Source organism: Microcoleus sp. AT3-D2 (assembly GCF_036705715.1).
Taxonomy (GTDB): domain Bacteria; phylum Cyanobacteriota; class Cyanobacteriia; order Cyanobacteriales; family Microcoleaceae; genus Microcoleus.
This window is the reverse complement of the sequence record NZ_JAUBVE010000011.1, coordinates 47,621-67,993: the sequence shown is the minus strand read 5'-3', so window position 1 is coordinate 67,993 and position 20,373 is coordinate 47,621. Positions and strand designations below refer to the sequence as shown.

General features: G+C 45.9%; 13 protein-coding genes and 1 pseudogene. 7 read left to right on the top strand and 7 right to left on the bottom strand.

Annotated features, from left to right (window positions below; translation table 11 throughout):
- Positions 1-876: pseudogene (locus tag QUB44_RS07320) on the top strand (hypothetical protein); the annotation flags it as partial.
- A gap of 25 nt (positions 877-901) precedes the next feature.
- Here QUB44_RS07320 and QUB44_RS07315 read toward each other — a convergent pair.
- The 6 genes from QUB44_RS07315 to QUB44_RS07290 all read right to left on the bottom strand — a co-directional run bounded on the left by QUB44_RS07315 (position 902) and on the right by QUB44_RS07290 (position 11,353).
- On the bottom strand, positions 902-2,791 hold the full coding sequence (locus QUB44_RS07315; protein WP_333364943.1) for a tetratricopeptide repeat protein: 1,890 nt from the start codon (positions 2,789-2,791) through the stop codon (positions 902-904).
- Between the two features lie 486 nt (positions 2,792-3,277).
- Positions 3,278-7,867 carry a tetratricopeptide repeat protein gene (locus QUB44_RS07310; protein WP_333364941.1) on the bottom strand — a complete coding sequence of 1,530 codons (4,590 nt, stop codon included), beginning with the start codon at positions 7,865-7,867 and terminating at the stop codon, positions 3,278-3,280.
- 469 nt (positions 7,868-8,336) lie between these two features.
- Positions 8,337-8,942, bottom strand: a complete 606-nt coding sequence (locus QUB44_RS07305) for a 50S ribosomal protein L25/general stress protein Ctc (protein WP_333364938.1) — start codon at positions 8,940-8,942, stop codon at positions 8,337-8,339.
- A 192-nt stretch (positions 8,943-9,134) separates the two neighbouring features.
- Positions 9,135-9,503, bottom strand: coding sequence for a hypothetical protein (locus tag QUB44_RS07300; protein ID WP_333144866.1), 369 nt, complete (start codon positions 9,501-9,503; stop codon positions 9,135-9,137).
- Between the two features lie 17 nt (positions 9,504-9,520).
- Positions 9,521-9,958, bottom strand: a complete 438-nt coding sequence (locus QUB44_RS07295; RefSeq protein ID WP_333364935.1) for a hypothetical protein — start codon at positions 9,956-9,958, stop codon at positions 9,521-9,523.
- Positions 9,959-10,012: 54 nt separating this feature from the next.
- Positions 10,013-11,353, bottom strand: coding sequence for an adenylosuccinate synthase (locus QUB44_RS07290; RefSeq protein ID WP_333364932.1), 1,341 nt, complete (start codon positions 11,351-11,353; stop codon positions 10,013-10,015).
- A 399-nt stretch (positions 11,354-11,752) separates the two neighbouring features.
- Between QUB44_RS07290 and QUB44_RS07285 the strand changes: the two genes are divergently transcribed.
- A complete protein-coding gene (locus tag QUB44_RS07285; protein ID WP_333364929.1) occupies positions 11,753-12,790 on the top strand; it encodes an adenosine deaminase in 1,038 nt (345 codons plus the stop codon).
- A 93-nt stretch (positions 12,791-12,883) separates the two neighbouring features.
- On the opposite strand, the gene QUB44_RS07280 is transcribed toward QUB44_RS07285, so the two are convergent.
- Positions 12,884-13,429 carry a Uma2 family endonuclease gene (locus QUB44_RS07280; protein ID WP_333364926.1) on the bottom strand — a complete coding sequence of 182 codons (546 nt, stop codon included), beginning with the start codon at positions 13,427-13,429 and terminating at the stop codon, positions 12,884-12,886.
- A gap of 160 nt (positions 13,430-13,589) precedes the next feature.
- Between QUB44_RS07280 and QUB44_RS07275 the strand changes: the two genes are divergently transcribed.
- The 5 genes from QUB44_RS07275 to yhdJ all read left to right on the top strand — a co-directional run bounded on the left by QUB44_RS07275 (position 13,590) and on the right by yhdJ (position 20,372).
- A complete protein-coding gene (locus QUB44_RS07275; protein ID WP_333364923.1) occupies positions 13,590-14,894 on the top strand; it encodes an aspartate aminotransferase family protein in 1,305 nt (434 codons plus the stop codon).
- A gap of 202 nt (positions 14,895-15,096) precedes the next feature.
- Positions 15,097-16,575 carry a TldD/PmbA family protein gene (locus QUB44_RS07270; RefSeq protein ID WP_333364919.1) on the top strand — a complete coding sequence of 493 codons (1,479 nt, stop codon included), beginning with the start codon at positions 15,097-15,099 and terminating at the stop codon, positions 16,573-16,575.
- 146 nt (positions 16,576-16,721) lie between these two features.
- Entirely contained in the window at positions 16,722-18,068 is a 1,347-nt protein-coding gene (locus tag QUB44_RS07265) for a TldD/PmbA family protein (protein ID WP_333364916.1), read from the top strand.
- Between the two features lie 261 nt (positions 18,069-18,329).
- On the top strand, positions 18,330-19,454 hold the full coding sequence (locus tag QUB44_RS07260; RefSeq protein ID WP_333364913.1) for a THUMP domain-containing protein: 1,125 nt from the start codon (positions 18,330-18,332) through the stop codon (positions 19,452-19,454).
- 66 nt (positions 19,455-19,520) lie between these two features.
- Entirely contained in the window at positions 19,521-20,372 is an 852-nt protein-coding gene (yhdJ, locus tag QUB44_RS07255) for an adenine-specific DNA-methyltransferase (protein WP_333364910.1), read from the top strand.
- Position 20,373: the final 1 nt, after the last annotated feature.

The following is a 20,373-nucleotide window of genomic DNA, read 5'->3' as shown; positions in this document are numbered from 1 at the left end:
TCCCAAACTCAACTGCATCAGACTCAAACGGAATTGGAAAACTCCCAAACTCAACTGCATCAGACTCAAACGGAATTAAAGAGATCGCAGTCTCAACTCGATCAGACGCAGGAAGAATTGGCGCACTCGCACTCTCAAGTTTACCAAAGCCAGAGAGAATTAGAACAGTCACAGATACAACTGCATCAAAGCGAGGCTTTATTAGAACAGTCACAGATACAACTGCATCAAAGCGAGGCTTTATTAGAACAGTCGCAGACTCAACTGCATCAGAAGCAAGAGGAATGGAACCGATTGCAGACGCAACTGCATCAAATTAAGGAAAAATTAGAACAATCTCAGACGCAACAGCATCAAATCGAGGCAAAAGTGCAACAATTTCAGATGCAACTTCATCAAACTCAAGAGCAATTGCAACAATCTCAGACTCAACTTCATCAAACTCAAGAGCAATTGCAACAGTCTCAGACTCAGCTTCATCAAACTCAAGAGCAATTGCAACAGTCCGAAATACAACTGCATCAGACCCAAGGAGAATTAGAACTATCCCAGTTTAAGCAAGTTTTAGGCAACGATAAAGATGGACAAGACCAGATGCAGTACAGACTTTTAGTGTGGGAGGCGTGTCGCGCTTATCACAATAACGCTTTGACTAAGATGCAGGAGTGCTTGCAGCAATCTTTAAAATATACGCCTTTTTCAGGAACCCAAACCGTTAATGACTGGTTAGAAAGTTTGGCTAAGTTTTCCTCAGAAAAAGGTTGTGAATTTGATACCTATTCGCTGACTAACTCAGAAGAGTGGAAACAATTAATGGGTCGAGCCGTTAGGGTTAAGCCAATACTGGGCACAAGTAGATTTGTGGGGCAGGCATAGAATAAAACTTCAGGTGAATCGCACCTTAGTCACCCAGTAGAGCCTTTTCTAATTTTTGGTAATACTGGGTAAAAAAACTAGGATCGAGTTCTATAGCCTTCAAGTAAGAAGCAACAGCTTCACGATTCCGAGCTTGTTTGGCGAAAACTTTGGCTAAATTGTGGTGAGACCAAGCAAAATTAGAATCAACCTCAATAGCTTGGCGGTATGAACTAATAGCTTCTTCAAGATTTCCCTTGGCGGCCAGGGCATCCCCTAAGTTATGGTGAGACCATACAAAGTTTGGGTTCAGCTCAATAGATTGATTGTAGGCGGTGATAGCTTCCTCAAAAAAACTTTTTTGTTGAAGGACATCCCCTAAATTATGGTGAGAGCCAAAGTAGTTTGGCTCGATATAGATAGCTCTTTGGTAGGCAAAAATAGCTTGATCTAAATTACCTTGTTTTTGCAGAGCTTCCCCTAACTTATGATAAATTTGAGCATCCTCTGGGTTAAGCTCAACAGCCTGGCGATACGACGCGATCGCATCTTCTAAAGCATTGTTTATTACAAAAGCTTCCCCTAACTTCTGGTGGATTTCAATCTCATCGGATTTAATTGCAAGTGCCTTTTGATAACAAGCGATTGCCTCATCCACCCGATTTTGCTCTAACAAAATATTGCCTAATGGTTTGTATAATTCATACTCGTCAGCCTTAATCTCCAGCATCTTTTGGTAAGTCTCGACATTCCTTGGGTTAAGTTCGATCGCCTTGCGATAACACTTGATCGCCTCATCTAAATCCGACTGAACTTCTTGTGTAAGAGACGGGATACAAGATCGCTGTTGTAGAGCATCTCCTAAATGGTAATAAACCACATCCGAGTCGGGGGCTAGCTCAATAGCTTTGCGATAGGAGTCGATCGCTTCGTCCCAGCGCTGAAGTTGAGCCAGAGCAAATCCTAAATGGTCTTGAGATTCAAGAGAGTTTGGTTCAATCTCGACAGACTTCCGGTACTCAGCTACAGCTTCGTGCCACCTTTGCTGTGTCGCTAAGGCATCGCCTAAATGAAAGTATACGGTAGCAACATTGGGGGCAAGAGTGATCGCTTTCCGATAACAAGCGGTTGCCTCCTCCCACCGCTGCATCAGCGACAAAGTATGCCCTAAATAGTGGTGAACGATCGCCGAACCCGGTTCCAACTCAGTCGCCTTCGTGTAAGCTGCGATCGCCTCCTCCCATTTACCTTGTGCCGCTAAAGCCGTTCCCATTTTATAGTAAGACCAATGCAAATCAGGCTTCAACTCAATCGCCTTCCGGTAATAACCCACGGCTTCTGCTAATTCATTCTTGCCTTGCAAAGCTTCTGCCAACTTCAGGTACAAATCTCCCTCGCCCGGATTTAGCTCGATCGCATGACGCAAGCAATCAATCCCTTCATCAACCCGTCCCAATCTTGCCAAAGCCTCCCACAAATTTTGGTAAGGCAAAGCCGATTCCGAGTCAAGCTCGATCGCTTTTCGCAAACAACTTATAGATTCATCGAGTTGACCTTGCAAGCACAAAGCCTTTCCCAAACTATTGTGAAACTCGTAGAAATCCGGATATATTGCCACAGCTTTGCGGTACGCAGCCACGGCCTCATCGAGATTCCCCTGCTGTTCCAAAACCTCCCCTAAATTGTGCCAATACCAGGCAGAATTGGAGTTGAGTTCGCAGGCCCTGCGGTAGCTTCTCTCAGCGCCATCCCACTGCCCCAACTTCGCCAAAACTTCACCCAAATTGTGGTGATACCAGGAAAATTCCGGGTTGAGTTCAGTACAGCGCTGGTAGGCGGCTGCTGCTTCCTCAAATTTACCAGATTGTTTCAGGAGGTTGCCTTGATGAAAATAATTAGAAGCAGTCTCTTCATGCACTTGTAATGAGTTATTCATAATTTTGTACCGTAGATTTCATTTTTTTAGCTTGGTCGAGGCTGGGTTTATAAGTACCTTGTATCTGACATCTTGCACCCATGTCAATCTTCAGGATTCTCGCGCGGGGTGGGGCGGGTTTTTTAGTCTTTGGGTATTCCTTGAAGCTATCGGTGAACCCGCCCCTACAGGTTTTTGACATTGGTGCCGTCAGGTGAATTGTATCGGTTTTCTGTCTGAGTCACAATCCTCTCGATCCCCCCTAGCCCCCCTTAGCAAGGGGGGGACAAGAGTGTTGAAAGTCTTCCTTCTTGAGTCTGAGTCACAATCCTCTAGATTTCCCTAGTCCAGGGCGGGCACGGGGGCACCGCTCCTACAAGGGGTGAACAATAAGCGTTCAAAATCCCCCTTCTTAAGGGGGATTTAGGGGGATCGAGACTTTGGTACAAACCAGAGATACAGAGAGTTTCAGTCTTAAATTGACACCCTTAATTCATGGGTATGTTCCTAATTCGTCGGCCGCCAATTCTCGTCCTCCAATCTGATACCGCTGTCTTGACAAGCTCTGGTTAAATGAGGGCTGTAGTAAGGGTCATTATCAATATATTTTTGCCAGCGGCTTTCCATCAGCTTCGATTCCTTCCTCAGCCGCACTTTCTTTTCAGGCGAGTCTTCGTAACCCCGGCTTTTAGATTCGTGGTGGTAGAGAACTACATGAGGCAGGTAAATATTGCGGTACCCTTTCTCTAGCATTTTCAAACACAAATCCACATCATTGTACGCCACTGTTAGTTCTTCGTCAAACCCCCCAACACTTTCAAATACTTCGCGGCGACACATTAAACAGGCAGCAGTTACCGCTGAAACATTATTCATGCCTACCACATTCCCGAAATATCCTGGTATGGATCGCGGCATATGGTAATAACTGTGACCGGCAACTCCGCCACCGAGTCCCATAACCACTCCCGCGTGCTGGATTTTGTTATCTGAGTATATCAACAAATTGCCGACAGCCCCGATCGAGCTTCTCTGAGCTTGTTCAACCATCCCGTCAATCCAATCGGGAGTAATTACCTCTGTATCGTTATTCAAGAACAACAAGTAATCTCCCTCCGCTTTGCTAGCAGCGTAGTTGTTAATCTTAGAGAAATTAAACGGAATATCGAGTCTGTAACTTTTAAACCTCGCTGATTCCTTAGCCGTCCATTTAGCCAGAATTTCCGCCGTGTGTTGCTCTTGACTGCCGTTGTCGATGACGATAACTTCGTAGTTGGGGTAGACGCTCTTAGTAAAAATAGACTCCAAGCAATTGTCCAAAACATCCCCCAAATCCCGCGTCGGAATAATGATGCTGACCCGCTTGTAATCCGCAATTTGGTAGCGTGCAATAAAGTGTCCCAAAAAGTAGGGAACGCCTTCAATTTTCCCCGGTTCGCCCCTGCGTTCGATCGCCTCTTGCAAAGCTTTTTGCCCTGCATCATAGGCATAGGGTTTAGCATCTACACCGCCAGCAGCCGAACCCGCGTGCATTCTCCAGTGGTAAAGAATTTTAGGGATGTGAAAGATTTTGTCAGTTTTTTCTGTAAACCTCAAAACCAAATCATAATCCTGAGCTCCTTCAAAACCGGGTCTAAAGCCGCCGATTTCATTAATTAGTGATCGCCTGTAAGTTCCCAAATGGCAAGTGTACATCCGAGATAAAAATGAATCCGGACTCCATTCTGCCTTGAAGAAAGGATTTATCAGTTCCTGATCCTGATAAATCTTGTCTTCATCTGAATAAATCATGTCCGCTTCCGGGTGGCGGTTCAGCAGCAGCACCACTTCATACAACGCCTCTGGTGTCAGTGTATCGTCGTGGTCTAATAAAGACACAAATTCACCCGTCGCCAACTCCAAAGCAGAATTGGAACAGTTAGAAATGTGACCATTTTTGGTTCTGTAAGCTACTTTTATCCGGCTATCTTGGGCTGCATATTCTTGCAAAATTCGCTTGACATGAGGCGCAGTTGAGGCGTCGTCCGCAATGCACAATTCCCAGTAGGGATATATCTGATTCAGAACTGATTCTATTGCCTCCTCCAAATAATTTTCTGGCGTATTGTAAGCAGGCATGACGATGCTAATCAGCGGCTTGTAGTTAAAGATTTCTAATGTTTCAGCCATCTTCCGCAAGTCAGCTTCTCTGGGGCTGTTCTTAGCGCGCCACTTGGTGTAAGCTGGGTCTTGACCGAGGAATAGCGAATCTCGCAAGTTTTGGTAATCCAAACCAAAAAGTTTCGGATCGAGTTTGCTCGCCGTCTGATAAGCTTCCAGAGCTTCCGAAAGCTTGTCTTGTTTAGCTAAAGTTTTTGCTAAATTGTGGTACGACCAGCCAAAGTCAGGAGCAACCTCGATCGCTTTCCGATAAGCAACAACAGCTTCATCAAGCCGACCTTCTTGTTGAAATACATCCGCTAAGTTGTGGTGCGACCAAACAAAATTTGGATTCAGTTCAGCCGCTTTCTGATAGCTTTTAATAGACTCATCAACTTTACCGATCCATTTCAGGACATCGCCTAAATTGTGGTGAGTTCCAAAGTAATTGGGATTAATTGAAATTGCTTTGCGGTAGGCGGCCACAGCCTCGGCAAATTTACCTTCTTCTTGCAGAGACGACCCTAATTCGTGGTACTCCGCAGCTATCCCAGGGGTGTGTTCGATCGCCTTTCCAGAGTGTCCGTGAACAGCGTGATCGCTCTTTTCCGCCGTTTTAGTTATTCCCTTTTTTTTTAACACCTCTTCTAACAGCCCAGAAATAGCCTTGTCATCAGGCCGAATCTGCAACGCCATTTGATAAAAAACGATCGCCCCATCCGGCCAACTGTGCCGCACCAAAGCATTAGCCAACTCAACATAAAGGTCAGCATCATTCGGCGCAATCTCCAGCGCCTTGTGATACAACTGCACGTCATCTGGATTCTCCTGAATCGCCCGCCGATACAAACGCATCGCTTCCTTCAAATCCCACTGCGATCGCATCCTCAAAGCATCAGCCAACTTTTGCGAAAGCCACGGCAAATCCGCCTGAATTTCCGCAGCGCGGCGGTAAGCGGCGATCGACTCATCCCACCGTTCCAGCTTCTCAAAAGCCGTTGCCATGTTGTAATAAGTCCACGGAAAATCAGGATTTAACTCGGCCGCGCGTCGGTAAACATCGATCGCATCCTCCCACCTTTCCATTTCTAGCAGCACGTCGCCCAACTTGCTCTGCGACCAGAAGAAATTCGGATTAACTTCGTTAGCACGCCGGTACGCAATAACCGCCTCATCCCAACGTTCCAAATTCACCAGCGCTTCTGCTAAATTGTTGTGCGCCCAAAAATGGTCGGGATTGAATTCGATCGACCTTCGGTAAGCCGAAATTGCCTCATCCCACCTTCCCAGCTTAATCAGCGCGTCTGCTAAATAGTTGTGCGACCAACTGAAATCTGGATTTAATTCTGTTGCTTTCCGGTAAGACTCTACAGCTTCTTCCCACCGTTCCAACTTCAGCAACACATCTGCTAAATTGTTGTGAGACCAGCTAAAATCTGGATTTAATTCGATCGCTTTGCGGTAAGCATTTACAGCTTCCTCCCACCGTTCCAACTTAACCAGCGACTCTGCTAAATTGTTGTGCGACCAAGAAAGATCGGGATTATTTCTAATGGCATTAGTGTAAGCATCTACCGCCGCTTCCCACTGTTCTTGACCCTTAAGAATTTCGCCCAATTCGTGATAAGCTGCACCAGCATTTGGGTTCAACTCAACCGCGCGCCGGTAACACTCAATTCCCTTCTCTACCTTACCTTGCTCGATCAAAGTTTTTGCTAAATTCTCGTGTTCCTCAGCGGTGCCGGATTTGGGGTCGATCGCAAATGCTCGATACCAAGCCTCAGCCGCCTCCTCCGACTTGCCTAACTGACTTAACAGTTTCGCAAAATTGCGAAAAGCACCCGCAAAATCCGGTTTCAGGGCGATCGCCTTTTCGTAAGCTGAAACCGCTTGCTGCCACTGTTCCTGCTGCGCGCAAATGCTGCCATAATTAGCATAAGCTTCGGCAAAATTTGGGTTAATTTCTATTGCTTTGACATAGCAACTTTTAGCTTCATCAATCTTGCCGCCAGCTTGCAGGGCGTTGCCCAGCATTTTGTAAAGCGGCGCTTCCGGCTTAATTTGCAGCGCCTTCTTGCAAGCTGCGATCGCGTGTTCCAATTTGCCCTGAGCAAAATAGCCTTCTGCCAGTATTTTGTATCCTTCTGGATCTTCTATATTAATTGTAGAATTAACTGCCTGCTGCACTGGCGGCTTAACTGGCTGCTGCACTGGCGGCTTAACTGCGGTTGCTGCGGGCTGCTGCTTAACTGCACCGTTTGTCGCCGTTGCACCCGCCAAAGTTTGCTGTCCCTCGCTGCCGTTTCTCGCATTAGCTGCGTTCAGTTCAATAGCTTTTCGATAATATGCTGTCGCTTCCTCTAACTTGCCTTGTTTTTTGAGCGCTTCGCCCAAATTTTGGTAAGCAGTTGCCACATTAGGATTTAATTTTATGGCGTGATCGTAACAAGCGATCGCTTCGGGAAATTTTTCCTGCCGAAAAAAAGCGTCGCCCATATTCAAGTGTTCCCCAGGCGGTACTTTTTCCGGTTCCAAACTAAATGCTTGATACCAGCACTGCTGGGCTTCTTCCGGTTTGCTAATTTGTCCGAATACTTTTGCTAAATTCCGGTACACTCCCGCGAAATTCGGCTTAATCGCGATCGCCTTTTGATAAAATCCGATCGCCTCCTGCCATTTTTGCTGCTGCGCGCCCAGGCTGCCCAAATTCGCATATACTTCCGCAAAATTCGGTTCTATTTCAATCGCTTTTGCGTACCAGTGCCGCGCCTCTTCCATCCTGCCTTGAGCTTGCAGCGCGTTGCCCAAAGTCTTGTAAGCTGGTGCAAAATTGGGGTGAATCTTCAAAGCTTGCTCGCAGGATGCGATCGCTTCTTCTATTTTTCCTTGGGATAAGTATGTTTCTCCCTGTTGGTTAAATTGAACCGCTGTTGATTCTGTATTCACTGTTGATGGCATATGGGCGGCGGCTCCAGAGGCAGGAATTAAATAGGGTAGTCAAAACGTTTCACAATTATACTCGCGTTTGACACTAACAGTAGCGGGCTTGTTCCCCTAATTCTTAATTTTTTTGATTCCCGTTGCTGGGGAGGAACCGGGATTCTCGGTTGATTTTTTTGATTTTACGGCTCAATATGTACGAATCAGCCTGGTTTTTGGCGGATTTGCGCGCCAGTCCCCACTCTTGTAGCTTCTGGTCGATCGCCCGTTTTGTAAAGAAAAGTAAACACTGCCGATGCTGGCTTGTGGGATGCTTGCTTGTGGACTGGGCAAGGGAGCACGCCTAAAAAAATATTACAAATGGCGCAAGATGTGAGATCGAACCCAAATTATAATAGCCTTTTTAGCAAAAAACGATCGCCCTTTTGGGAGAAAGCGATCGCCCTTTTTTTTCAACCATTAGTTAACAACTATTAGCAATCACTAATTAAGCTGCTGCGGCTGCGTCTTCTTCTGCGTCTTCGGCTTCAGAACCTGCTTGAATTCCCAGCACGGTAACAACCACCTGATCAGGTTCGCCGAGAGCTACCACTCCTGCAGGCAAAACTAATTCGTGAATGTGCAGCGCATCCCCAACCTTTAAATTAGAAATATCTACTTCAATTGCTTCAGGAATGCTGTCAGGTTTGCACTTAACTGCGAGTTGCGTCAGTACGGTATCCAAGATGCCGCCTTCTAACTTGACGCCTACAGCTTCACCAACAAAACGCAGTGACAATTCAACTTCCAGGCTGTCTTGAGTTGCCACGGAGAAAAAGCTCAGGTGGTAAGGATAGCCCTTCCAAGGATGAACTTGAACTTCCCGGAGCAATGTTTTTCCGCTCCAAGAGAGGTCGGGAATGCTGAGGTCAATTAGGGTATTGTTGACTACGTGCTTTTTGAGCAGGTGTTCGACTGTTTTGGCTTTGATGGTAAGGGAAATGGATTCAGAGCCTTTGTGCCCGTAGAGGACGGCGGGAATCAATCCAGAGCGGCGGAGGGCGTTAGGTTTGCTGCCTTCTGCCCGCTTTTGACATTCTACTGCGAGTTCCATTTTATGACTTTCTGTTGATTGTTTTCACATTTTACCAGAATTGTGATATTGCGATCGAACATTAATCAGACTCAGGTCAACGGTCACACTTTAACTAGCTTGTATGGTGCGTCAGTATTGAGTTTATGACAAAAAATTTAGGTCTTATCAACTGACGCACCCTACGAATTGAACCAGTTGCGTAAGTCCCGATTAAATTCGCTGAAGGTATTGATAATTTTCGTTTTCCACACACTTGAGCAATTCCAGCATTTTTCTGAGACGGTACGTTCCTGATTGATACTCTTCTTTTGAAGGGTAATCACCAAGCTTAGTAAGAACTGCATCGCTTTCACTGATGATTGCTTCGCTGAAAATTTTCTTGAACTGCTGGCGAATATCTTGATTTAATTCAACTAGAGGCAGAATTACATTTTCTTCATCTAGGTAAATTTGGGTTTCGACTGATTCGCCACCTATTTTTGAAAATGCTGATTTTGCTAACCATTCGTAAGTAGCTGCTGTTATTCTTACACTATCGGACGGTTCACCATTTGCTGAATAAAAACTGATGTCAAACATTGGGATTACTCCTGCTACTAAACATCTAGAAACTCGTTCAAAGGAATATTTTCTGCATAAGCTATACCTGCTTTTATAAATTTTGCCTTGCCAGGTCCAGAAATTCTATCGGCACTTACAACTGCAATGACAGTAGCAGTATCAATAATTTCATTAACTGCTTTTCCTGAAAGGTATGTGGTTTTAATTTCTATATGCGGTAAGTTTGTTTTTCTTTCCTCTAAGGTTGACTGTGAATCTTTGATATTTTCTCTCGTGTATTGATTATGAAGATCCCGAATTATTTCTTTTACTTGCGAGACCTCATTGGGAGCGACAATCAAAATGTCTCCTTTCGGATCGTTGCCAGTAGTTCTCTGGGATGCAATGCCAGCTTCAGCTAACTTTCCGATTACCCAGCCCACCAAATCTCGATGAAGGGTTAGTTGGTATATCAGACGATCTTCATCGGTCATTGGAGCATCGTCACACATGAGATAGACCCTTTTTGTCTATTATAACTAAACCTGTTATGATTGTGATGCTACAGGCGTACCGTCAGCAGAGAGCAAAGCGCGTTTCGGGCCGTGAATCGGGTCTTCTACAATAATAGTTTGGTCGCGGCTCGCACCGAGAGAAACGATCGCGATCGGCACTTCCATCAAATCTGCCAAAAACTTCAGATAATCCAAAGCTTGCTGCGGCAAATCTTCCAAATTCCGGCACTCTTCCGTAGACTGTTTCCAACCAGGAAGGGTTTCGTAAATAGGTTTGCAGCGAGCAAATATCCGGGAACTTTTCGGGAAATCAACACATTTTTCGCCGTCAATTTCGTAAGCAACGCAAACTTTTATTTCTTCTAATTCATCCAAAACATCTAGTTTGGTAATTGCCAGACAGTCAAGGCCGTTGATGCGGACTGCGTAGCGGCCGATTACCGCATCGAACCAGCCGCAGCGGCGTTTGCGACCGGTTGTCGTGCCGAATTCTGCACCTCTATCGCCCAAAATTGCGCCAATTCCATCTACCATTTCGGTAGGGAATGGGCCTTCTCCGACGCGGGTTGTATAAGCTTTTGCTACGCCAATTACGCGATCGATCGCTGTCGGGCCGACTCCGGTTCCAACACAAGCCCCACCAGCGATGGGATTGCTGGAAGTAACGTAAGGATAAGTACCGTGATCTAAGTCTAATAAAGTGCCTTGCGCGCCTTCAAACAGAATATTTTTCCGCTTGTGAAGTCCCTCATAAATCTTCAGGGAACTATCTACTACGTGCGGCCGCAAACGTTCGGCATAAACTCGATATTCATCAATTACATCTTGGGGATTTAGAGGTGGCAAATTGTAGAGTTTTTCGAGAAGGACATTTTTACAATTAATCGTCCATTCCAATTGTTCTTGCAACCCTTCCAAGTCCATTAAATCGAGCATCCGAATGCCAGTGCGTTCGGACTTGTCGGCGTAAGTAGGGCCGATGCCGCGTCCCGTCGTCCCGATTTTATAATTTCCCCGCTGGGTTTCCGATGCTACATCAATTAATCGATGATAGGGCATCGTTACGTGAGCAGTTTCCGAAATCATCAGCGAGGCCGTCGAAATATTCAGTGCCTCTAGCTGGTCTAACTCTGCAATTAAAACTTTGGGGTCAATGACCGTGCCGCAGCCGATGATACACTCTTTATCAGGGTAGAGAATCCCGGACGGAATTAAGTGCAGCTTGAAAGTCTGACCGTTTACTACCACGGTGTGACCGGCGTTGACGCCCCCTTGGTAGCGGACAACGATATCTGCGGATTTGCTGAGCAAATCGGTAATTTTGCCTTTTCCTTCATCGCCCCACTGGGCGCCGATCACAACTACGTTAGCCAAGGGTTTCTCGCGTTCAGTTCAGGTTGACACAATCTCCGATTATGTATGAATGCGTCCTAAATGTCAAATAAATTTTTGTTACAATTGAAAGACTTGAGGCTGTATTGCTCTGATCAACCCACTTCCAGCACTATCGGGGGACTTGGGAAAGGAGAGCCCGATAGGGGGAGAATGGGAGAGGGGAGAATGAGAGAGGATTTGATGAGTTTTTATGGGAATCCAATGTGCAGCTTAAATGTGGAACAGTTTACCTGCTGGAGGTTGTTGGCTGGTATGTGGGAAAACCCGGTTTCTGGCCACTGATGCGTATAGGACTAAATTACAAATTCTTCAATCCTTCAATTCTTCAATCCTTCAATTCTTTCAATCTAAAATCTAAAATCTAAAATCTAAAATCGCATGACTTTACACGCTGAGTTGCACCGCCATCTGGGTGGTTCTGTCGTTCCTAGGGTGCTGTGGCGGTATTTCGATCGCCACAATGCTGAGATGGTTAATCGATTTCAAAAATACTCGGAGTTTGAGGAGTTCTACACTCGTCCGCGCAATACTCTCAATGAGTATTTGGAACTGCACACGCTGGTAGAAAGCGTTCAAACTGTTGAAACTTTGCCTTATTTTATCTATCGGTTGATGCGGGGCGCTTACGTGTTTGAAAATCTGGCTTATTTGGAGTTGCGCTATACGCCTTATTTGCGGACTCCAGAACATTTGGATCAGTCAGAACGCATTGATTTGATGGCAGAAATTGTACAGGTTGTGGGCAAGGCAAGTCAAATTAGCGATTGTCCGATTGTTACTAGCCAAATTTTGTGTATGCACTCGCGTTTACCCTATGAGGTGAATCGGGCGATCGTAGATTTGGCGGCCGGGATGGGAGAATATGTTTGTGCGATCGATATAGCTGGTGGCGATGATTGTATTGGCGAGCGTTTGGAGGAGTTTGTCGGATTGTACCAGTACGCGAGGTCGATCGGCATCAAAACCACCGGACACCTCTACGAAACTACCTCTGGCTGTTATCCCGAACTTCTGCCCTATCTAATGCGTATCGGCCACGGGATTCAAATTCCCTTAAAATATCCCGAATTGCTGCCAGAAGTCGCGCGCAGGGGTCAATGCTTGGAAGTTTGCCCGACTACCTATCTCAAAACGGGGACGTTGCAAGATATGCGCGAATTGAAGGTTGTGTTCGATCGATGTTTTGAAGCTGGTGTCGATATTGCCATTTGTACTGACAACGCCGGATTGCACAACGTGCGATTGCCTTTCGAGTACGAGAATTTGTTAACTTTGGATATCATTGATTTTAGGCAGTTGCAAGCGTGTCAAGAAGCTGCTTTCCGCCATGCTTTCGCGTGGCCCTACGGGGAACGCCCTGTGAAAATGCTGACAGGTTTGTTGCAGCATGAGTCTGTCGGTGCGATCGTGAATTAGCTATCTAAGCTTCTCTCAATGGTTCGTAGTGAGGAATGCAAGTCCTTATTCATAGAGAGGACTTACATTCATTACTATGAACCGACTAATTTTTCAATCAAAAACGGGTGGCCACAAATCAGAAATTGGCAATTCCCAGCCAGGGAAAAACTCTGGAATTGTCAATATGTCTCCATCTCTGAGAACTTCCGGCTCGGCTCCTGTTGTACGATATACTGTGAGAGTTAATCTGTCCGGGTCAATCAATATTCCCACTTCGGTTCCTAGACTCAAAAATGATTGTATTTTTTCTTTGATAAGTTTGATGCGATCGGTTTTAGATTTAATTTCCACCATCAAGTCAGGAACCAATTCTACAAAATCCCGCCGACTCCGCTTCAGCTTTTCTGCTTTGACAAAAGATACATCGGGTGCGCGCAAGTCACTATTTGGTAAAATAAAGCCAGCGCTGGAACCCGTTAATCTACCCAGCTTGCGTGGCAGTACCCAGATTCCCAAAAGAATAATTAACCGAGAACCAATTTCATCTGAGGTGTAATCGCATGGGCCCATTGCAATGATATTCCCCTGTATTAACTCTAGTCGCCATTCAGGATGTTCGGCTTGTACTTTTTCTAAGTCTTTGACAGTTAGTGACATGATCGAGTCTCCGTCTAATACCTAAGTCTATCATAAACTAAGCTTTAATTAAAAGAGCCAAGAGATATTTGTAAAATTATAATAACTGTCGGGCGATCTGCAATCGGTAGCAAGTTATAGTTTGAAGGTAGAATCATCAATATAAAAAGATAAAAAAACAATGACAAATATGGACGCTTACTGGATGCCCTTCACTGCCAACCGACAGTTTAAAGCGAATCCGCGAATATTGGTTTCAGCCAAAGATATGCACTTTACAAGCGATGATAACCGCTCAATTTTAGATGGTACTGCGGGGCTGTGGTGCGTGAATGCAGGACACGCCCGCGAGACAATTGCCGAAGCAGTTAAACAGCAGGTTTTGCGTTTGGATTACTCGCCGGCTTTTCAGATGGGACATCCGGGGGCTTTTGAATTGGCGGAACGTTTGGTAAAGATGATTCCGGGCAATTTCGATCGCGTTTTCTTTACTAATTCTGGTTCGGAATCTGTAGAAACTGCTTTGAAAATTGCGATTGCTTATCACCGGGTGAAAGGTGAAGGAACTCGCCAACGATTAATCGGTAGGGAACGCGGCTATCACGGCGTTGGTTTTGGGGGAATTTCTGTCGGCGGTATCGGTACAAACCGCAAGTTTTTTGGCAGTTTGCTGACGGGAGTAGATCATTTGCCTCACACTCACAATCTCGAACACAATGCTTTCAGTCGCAAACAACCGGAATGGGGAGCGCATTTGGCGGATGAATTGGAGCGGATTGTTGCTTTGCACGATGCGTCTAATATTGCAGCGGTAATTGTGGAACCGGTGGCTGGTTCTACAGGTGTTTTGATTCCCCCGAAAGGTTATTTGGAGAGGCTGCGGGCGATTTGCGACAAATACGGAATTCTGCTAATTTTTGATGAGGTTATTACCGGCTTCGGGCGACTCGGCTCTAGTTTTGCAACGGAATATTTTGGGGTGGTTCCTGATATTGTGACGGCGGCGAAAGGGATAACAAACGGTACGGTGCCGATGGGGGCGGTGTTTGTGAAAGAAGGCATTTATGAGGCTTTTATGAATGCTCCTGAAAATGCGATCGAGCTTTTTCACGGTTATACTTATTCTGGTCATCCTCTGGCTTGTGCGGCTGCTTTGGCGACGCTGGATATTTATGAGGAAGAAAAGCTGTTTGAACGAGCCGATAAGATGGCTGGTTACTGGGAAAATGCAGTGCATTCTTTGAAAGGGGTGCGCCACGTAATTGATGTTCGCAATCTGGGACTTGTGGCAGGTATTGAGTTGGAATCTATTGCTGGGAAGCCGGGGAAACGGGCTTTCGATTGTTTCTTGCAGTGCTATGAAAAAGGGTTGCTAATTCGGACTACGGGTGATATTATTGCTTTGTCGCCACCGCTGATTATTGAGAAGGAACATATCGATCGCATTGTGGAAATTTTGACAGCGGTTTTGCAGGAGATGGAGTAGGATTTAACGAACCGCGAAGGCGCGAAAAACGCGAAGGAATAGCAAAAAAAAGATAGGTAGATGTTTTCAGGTAAAGACTCTAGTTGAGAAGGAGAAAAACCTCTCTCTTTTATTCCTTCGCGCTCTTTGCGTCTTCGCGGTTCGTTCAAAAAATTAAAAAGCGCTATAATAATTGACAACTAACGACGAATGACGAATAACTATGGTGCAATTAACTGCAAAAATCTCTGCTAACGAGTTAGCAAATTTGGCTGTAGATTTGATTCGGGAAACAGGTTGCGAGTACGGTGATGTGCGTTTTTGCAGTTACCGAAGGCAGAATCTTTACGCGCGCGATCGATCTTTAAGTCAACTGTCAGATAATGTAAGTTCCGGTTTTGGCGTGCGAGTGCTTCTAGACGGCGCTTGGGGGTTTGCCGCCAGTCACAGCAAAACACCTGCAGAGGTTGCAAGAATAGTCGCTTTGGCTGTAGAAATCGCTAAAGGCAGCCGCCTAACTCAGAAGGAACCGGTGCGGTTAGTGCCTGTAGAAAAATATGTCGATACCTACATTACTCCGATCGCCATCGATCCTTTTTCTGTACCCGTTGCTGACAAAGCCGAACTGCTGCTAACTATCAACGAGCGGCTGCTAGCACACGGCGCACAAGGCATCAAAAAAGCTTCTTCTTTTTTGCAGTTCAGCCGCGAAGACAAGGTTTTTGCTTCTACAGAAGGCTCGCTAATCGAACAAACAATCTACCGCAGCTATCCGGGTTTTGACTGTACGGCAATTGCGGGCGGCGATGCCCAAAGTCGCAGTTACGAACGCCCGCCGCTGAATATCGGTTACGAACATATTAATCCCGATGATTTGTTGAGTCAAGTCGAAAGAGTTGCGGCCGAAGCTATTGAGAAAGTCCACGCTCCTAAAATCCCTGCTGGTATTTGTAAATCCCTGATTCTTAAGCCGACAAATTTGTATTTGACAATCCACGAATCAGTCGGGCATCCAACTGAATTAGATCGGGTTTACGGCTACGAATCTAATTTTGCTGGCACGAGCTTTGCTACTACTGATAAGTTAAATAAACTGCAATACGCTGCACCTTGGGTGAATTTTAAGTGCGATCGCACTCAACCAGGTGGCCGCGGTACAATGGGTTACGATGATGAGGGCGTAAAATCACAAGAGTGGTACGTTGTCAAGGATGGAATTTTAGTTGATTATCTCACTGACAGAGAGACGGCTTATCGCCTCGGACGCGGTAGCAGCAACGGTTCTGCTTACGCTGACAGTTGGTCGAGCGTGCCGATGGTGAGAATTCCCAATTTGGGATTGGAACCTGGCCCGGATGGCGGCAGCCATACTGCTACTTTGGCAGAGATGATTGCAGATACGGAAGACGGGATTTTAATCGACGGTATGGGTAGTTATTCGATCGACCAGCAGCGGCGCAATTTTCAATTCGGCGGCGATGCTTTTTGGAAGGTGGAAAAAGGTAAAGTTGTCGGTATGTTGAAGGATGTAACTTATCAGGCGATGACTACTGATTTCTGGAATCAAATAGATGCGATCGGGCCGACTTCGGAGCTGGTTCAGTGCGGTACTCATATATGCGGAAAGGGCGAGCCGATGCAGGTTGCTCAGATGACTCACGCTTGTGTGCCGGTGCGAGTGAGGGATATTCAAATTGGGTAATAGGGCATGGGGCATGGGGCATGGGGCATCGGTTCTTAGTTATTAGTTAATTGCTAACAATGCCCAATTCCCAATGCCCAATTCGCAATGCCTAATTACCAATGCCCAATTCGCAATGCCCAATTCGCAATGCCTAATTACTAATCATGATTGTAACAACATCTCCCGCACTTTTAAGTGAAGACCAAGCCTTATCTTTACTAGAAAAAGCAGTCAAACTATCCAAAGCAGAGGAAGTATTTGTCAGTCTCTCTACTGGCGAGGAATCTCTTTCGAGATTCTCGGAAAATCAAATCAGCCAAAATATCAGCAAAACAGTATTTAGCCTGAGCATTACTAGCTATTTCGGCAACAAAAGCGCCTCTGCTGCTGTTACAGAATTTGATGAAGATGCGATCGCCTCTGCAGTCAAGCGATCGGAAGAATTGGCCCGAATTGCGCCGGCAGACCCCGAATGGATGCCGCTGCTGCCGCCTCAAACCTACGATTTGCGATCGCCCGCCTTCGACGCAGCAACGGCAACTGTATCGCCTCTAGCACGGGCCGAAATGGTGCAGCAAGCGTGCGCCAGATCCTCCGAGGGGGGCGCTCATGGTTCGGGCACTTTGAGCACTGAGGCGTCGCTGTACGCGATCGCCTCGTCAACCGGACTCCGCGCCTGCAACCAGTCTACAGACGCGGATTTCAGCTTTACTGCTCGCGTTGAAGACGGTTCTAGTTGGGCTCAGAGCACTGCTTGGAGTATCAACGAATTGCCGATCGCCCAATTAGCAGAACAAGTGCTCGATCGCGCGATCGCATCTCGCAACCCGCGCCCCATCACTCCCGGCGTTTATCCGGTAATCCTTGACGGCGCTGCTTTTGCGGGCTTGCTACCGTGGGTGATTTGGGGGCTGGATGCGAGGGCGGCGGATGAGGGGCGATCGTTTATGTCGATCGCGGATGCAGAGGGAAAACCAGCGGGAAACCGTGCGGGGGAACAACTTTTTAGCCCGTTAGTGCAAGTGCAGCGCGATCCGGCTCATCCTTTGCTGCGATCGAATACTTTTTTCGGCGACGGATTGAGCAATAACTATTTGGAAATCATCAAAGATGGCGTCCCTCAAAGTTTGTCTTATTCCCGCTACTGGGCCGCACAAAAAGGCAAAGAGGCGAAAGGTGCTTATTACCCGATCGTGATGACAGGTTCCGACCAAAGTTTAGCAGATTTAATTGCTCAAACCGAGCGAGGGATTTTTGTCAGTCGAGCTTGGTACGTGCGCTACGTTAATCCGAAAACATTGGAAGTAACGGGGATGACTCGCGACGGTACTTTTTGGATTGAAGATGGCAAAATTGCTTACCCGATTAAAAACCTGCGTTTCAATCAAGTTTTACCTGATATGTTGCGCGATGTGGATGCAGTTAGTGCGGTGAAGCGTTACGGCGGTAGTGTCGTGCCCGGAGTGCGCGTGAAAGCTTTTAATTTCACGAGTATTACTGACAGTTTGTGACTTGCAGCGGTGAGGTGCGCGGAGGCGCACCCTCTGGGCGTTAGTTTTTGTGCCGATAAGGTAGATTGGGCGCGGGTTGGGGCGATCGCCTGTTGACAAAACTGTTCGGAAAATTAGTATTTTTTTTACCGAGACATCTAGCTTAAGGTAGAGTATTGTTTGTGAGAGTTAGGATTTAAACCAGCTACTATCTAAATTTAGAGCGATCGAGAAAAACCAATTCCCAATTACCAATTACCAATTACCAATTACCAATTATCAATGAACCAATATTTTGCTACAGTTGCGCGCGGATTAGAAACTATTGCCGCCCAAGAATTAGAACATTTAGGGGCCCAGGATGTTAAGCCAGATTTTACAGGGGTTTACTTTGCGGGCGATCGCGCTTTATTGTACCGCGTCAATCTTTGGTCGAGAACTATTTTTCGAGTGCTAATGCCGATCGCCGAATTCCGGTGTTACAACTCGGATATGCTCTACCGCGAAGTGCAAAAAATCCCTTGGGACGAATACTTAGATCCCGACAATACTTTAGCAGTAAACTGCACCGGTGGCAACGAAAAGTTGAACCACACTCACTTTACAGCTTTGCAGGTCAAAAATGCGATCGCCGACCAACAGCGCCTTCAATTTAACAAGCGTTCTAATGTCGATGTAGAGCATCCCGATTTGCTAATTAACATTCACATTCATCAAGATAGAGCTATTTTAAGTTTAGACAGTTCGGGCGGCAGTTTACACCGCCGGGGATATCGACCGGCGATGGGGCTTGCTCCCCTCAAAGAAACCCTAGCTGCGGCTTTGTTGGAGATGGCAGAATGGACGCCTGATTTGCCGTTTTTAGACCCGATGTGCGGTTCTGGAACTTTGCCTTTGGAAGCGACTTTAAAGGCATTGAATATTGCACCGGGATTGTTTCGAGAAAAGTTTGGATTTATGACTTGGCGGGATTTTGACGAACCTTTGTGGGATCAATTGTGGGCGGAAGCGGAAAACAGCGAATTACCGGAACTTAAAGAGGTTGTTGCAGGGTGCGATCGCGATTCCGATATGTTAACTCAAGCTCGCACGAACGCGCAGCAAGCTGGTATTTCCGGTAAGATTCAGTTTGCTCAAACCGAGTTATCTCAGTTGGAAGCACCCGCAGACAGAGGCGTTCTGATTTGTAACCCTCCCTACGGAGAGCGCCTGGGAGATGCTAGCGAATTAGGAGATTTGTACAAGATGTTGGGCGATATTTTCAAGAATCGTTTTAAAGGTTGGAATGCGTTTATTTTGACGGGAAATAAGGAGTTGGGTAAAAAGGTGGGACTCAGGACATCGCGGCGAATTCCTGTTTTCAATGGCTCGATTCCGTGTACTTTGCTCAAATATGAACTGTATTAAATATTTAGAGAACATATCTCACTAAACTTGACAAGAGCCAATATTAATTGGAAGAGGCTAGGCTAAATGAAAATCTTTGAAATTGACGACCACCAACTCATCTTAGGAGATGTGTTAGAAGTGCTTGGCAGTGAAATCCAAGACAACTCAATAGATTTAATTTTTGCAGATCCTCCCTATAATATTGGCAAAAATTTCAATGGTTTTAAAGACAAGTGGGAATTTGAAAGCGATTATTTAGAATGGAGTTATAGTTGGTTAAACTTATGTATTAAGAAGCTCAAGCATAACGGCAGTTTGTATCTAATGGCGTCAACTCAAAGTATGCCCTACTTTGATTTATATTTGCGCGATCGTTTAACAATCCTTTCTCGAATAGTGTGGTATTATGACAGTTCGGGCGTACAAGCAAAAAAATTTTACGGCTCTCTTTACGAACCAATTTTATATTGCGTCAAGGACAAACGAAATTATACATTTAATTCCTCAGATATTCTGGTAGAGGCGAAAACCGGAGCTGTTAGAAAACTAATTGACTACCGCAAGGCTACACCATCAGTATATAATTCTAAAAAAGTTCCAGGTAATGTGTGGGAGTTTCCGAGAGTGAGATATCGTATGCCTGAGTATGAGGAACATCCTACCCAAAAACCAACATCATTGTTAGAAAGAATTATCAAAGCCAGTAGTAATGAGGGCGACGTTGTACTAGATATATTTTCGGGAACTTTTACCACATCATTTGTTGCCAAGCAGCTTAACAGAAAGTCAATCGGTATAGAATTACAAGAAAAGTATCTACAAATAGGATTGCGGAGGTTGCAAATTACCCCGGATGAGAGTGAAGAGGCTCTCATGTCTGAAGTCAACTCCGGTGAACTTTCGCCACAGCAGCTAACACTAAACTTACAACTCTAAT

Excerpts from the sequence above, each read along its gene's own strand:
- QUB44_RS07275 (WP_333364923.1), top strand. The coding sequence starts at position 13,590 with ATGACAAATATGGACGCTTACTGGATGCCCTTCACTGCCAACCGACAG.
- QUB44_RS07260 (WP_333364913.1), top strand. The coding sequence starts at position 18,330 with ATGAACCAATATTTTGCTACAGTTGCGCGCGGATTAGAAACTATTGCC.
- QUB44_RS07305 (WP_333364938.1), bottom strand. The coding sequence starts at position 8,942 with ATGGAACTCGCAGTAGAATGTCAAAAGCGGGCAGAAGGCAGCAAACCT.
- QUB44_RS07280 (WP_333364926.1), bottom strand. The coding sequence starts at position 13,429 with ATGTCACTAACTGTCAAAGACTTAGAAAAAGTACAAGCCGAACATCCT.
- QUB44_RS07285 (WP_333364929.1), top strand. The coding sequence starts at position 11,753 with ATGACTTTACACGCTGAGTTGCACCGCCATCTGGGTGGTTCTGTCGTT.
- QUB44_RS07315 (WP_333364943.1), bottom strand. The coding sequence starts at position 2,791 with ATGAATAACTCATTACAAGTGCATGAAGAGACTGCTTCTAATTATTTT.
- yhdJ (WP_333364910.1), top strand. The coding sequence starts at position 19,521 with ATGAAAATCTTTGAAATTGACGACCACCAACTCATCTTAGGAGATGTG.
- QUB44_RS07310 (WP_333364941.1), bottom strand. The coding sequence starts at position 7,867 with ATGCCATCAACAGTGAATACAGAATCAACAGCGGTTCAATTTAACCAA.
- QUB44_RS07265 (WP_333364916.1), top strand. The coding sequence starts at position 16,722 with ATGATTGTAACAACATCTCCCGCACTTTTAAGTGAAGACCAAGCCTTA.
- QUB44_RS07295 (WP_333364935.1), bottom strand. The coding sequence starts at position 9,958 with ATGACCGATGAAGATCGTCTGATATACCAACTAACCCTTCATCGAGAT.
- QUB44_RS07300 (WP_333144866.1), bottom strand. The coding sequence starts at position 9,503 with ATGTTTGACATCAGTTTTTATTCAGCAAATGGTGAACCGTCCGATAGT.
- QUB44_RS07270 (WP_333364919.1), top strand. The coding sequence starts at position 15,097 with ATGGTGCAATTAACTGCAAAAATCTCTGCTAACGAGTTAGCAAATTTG.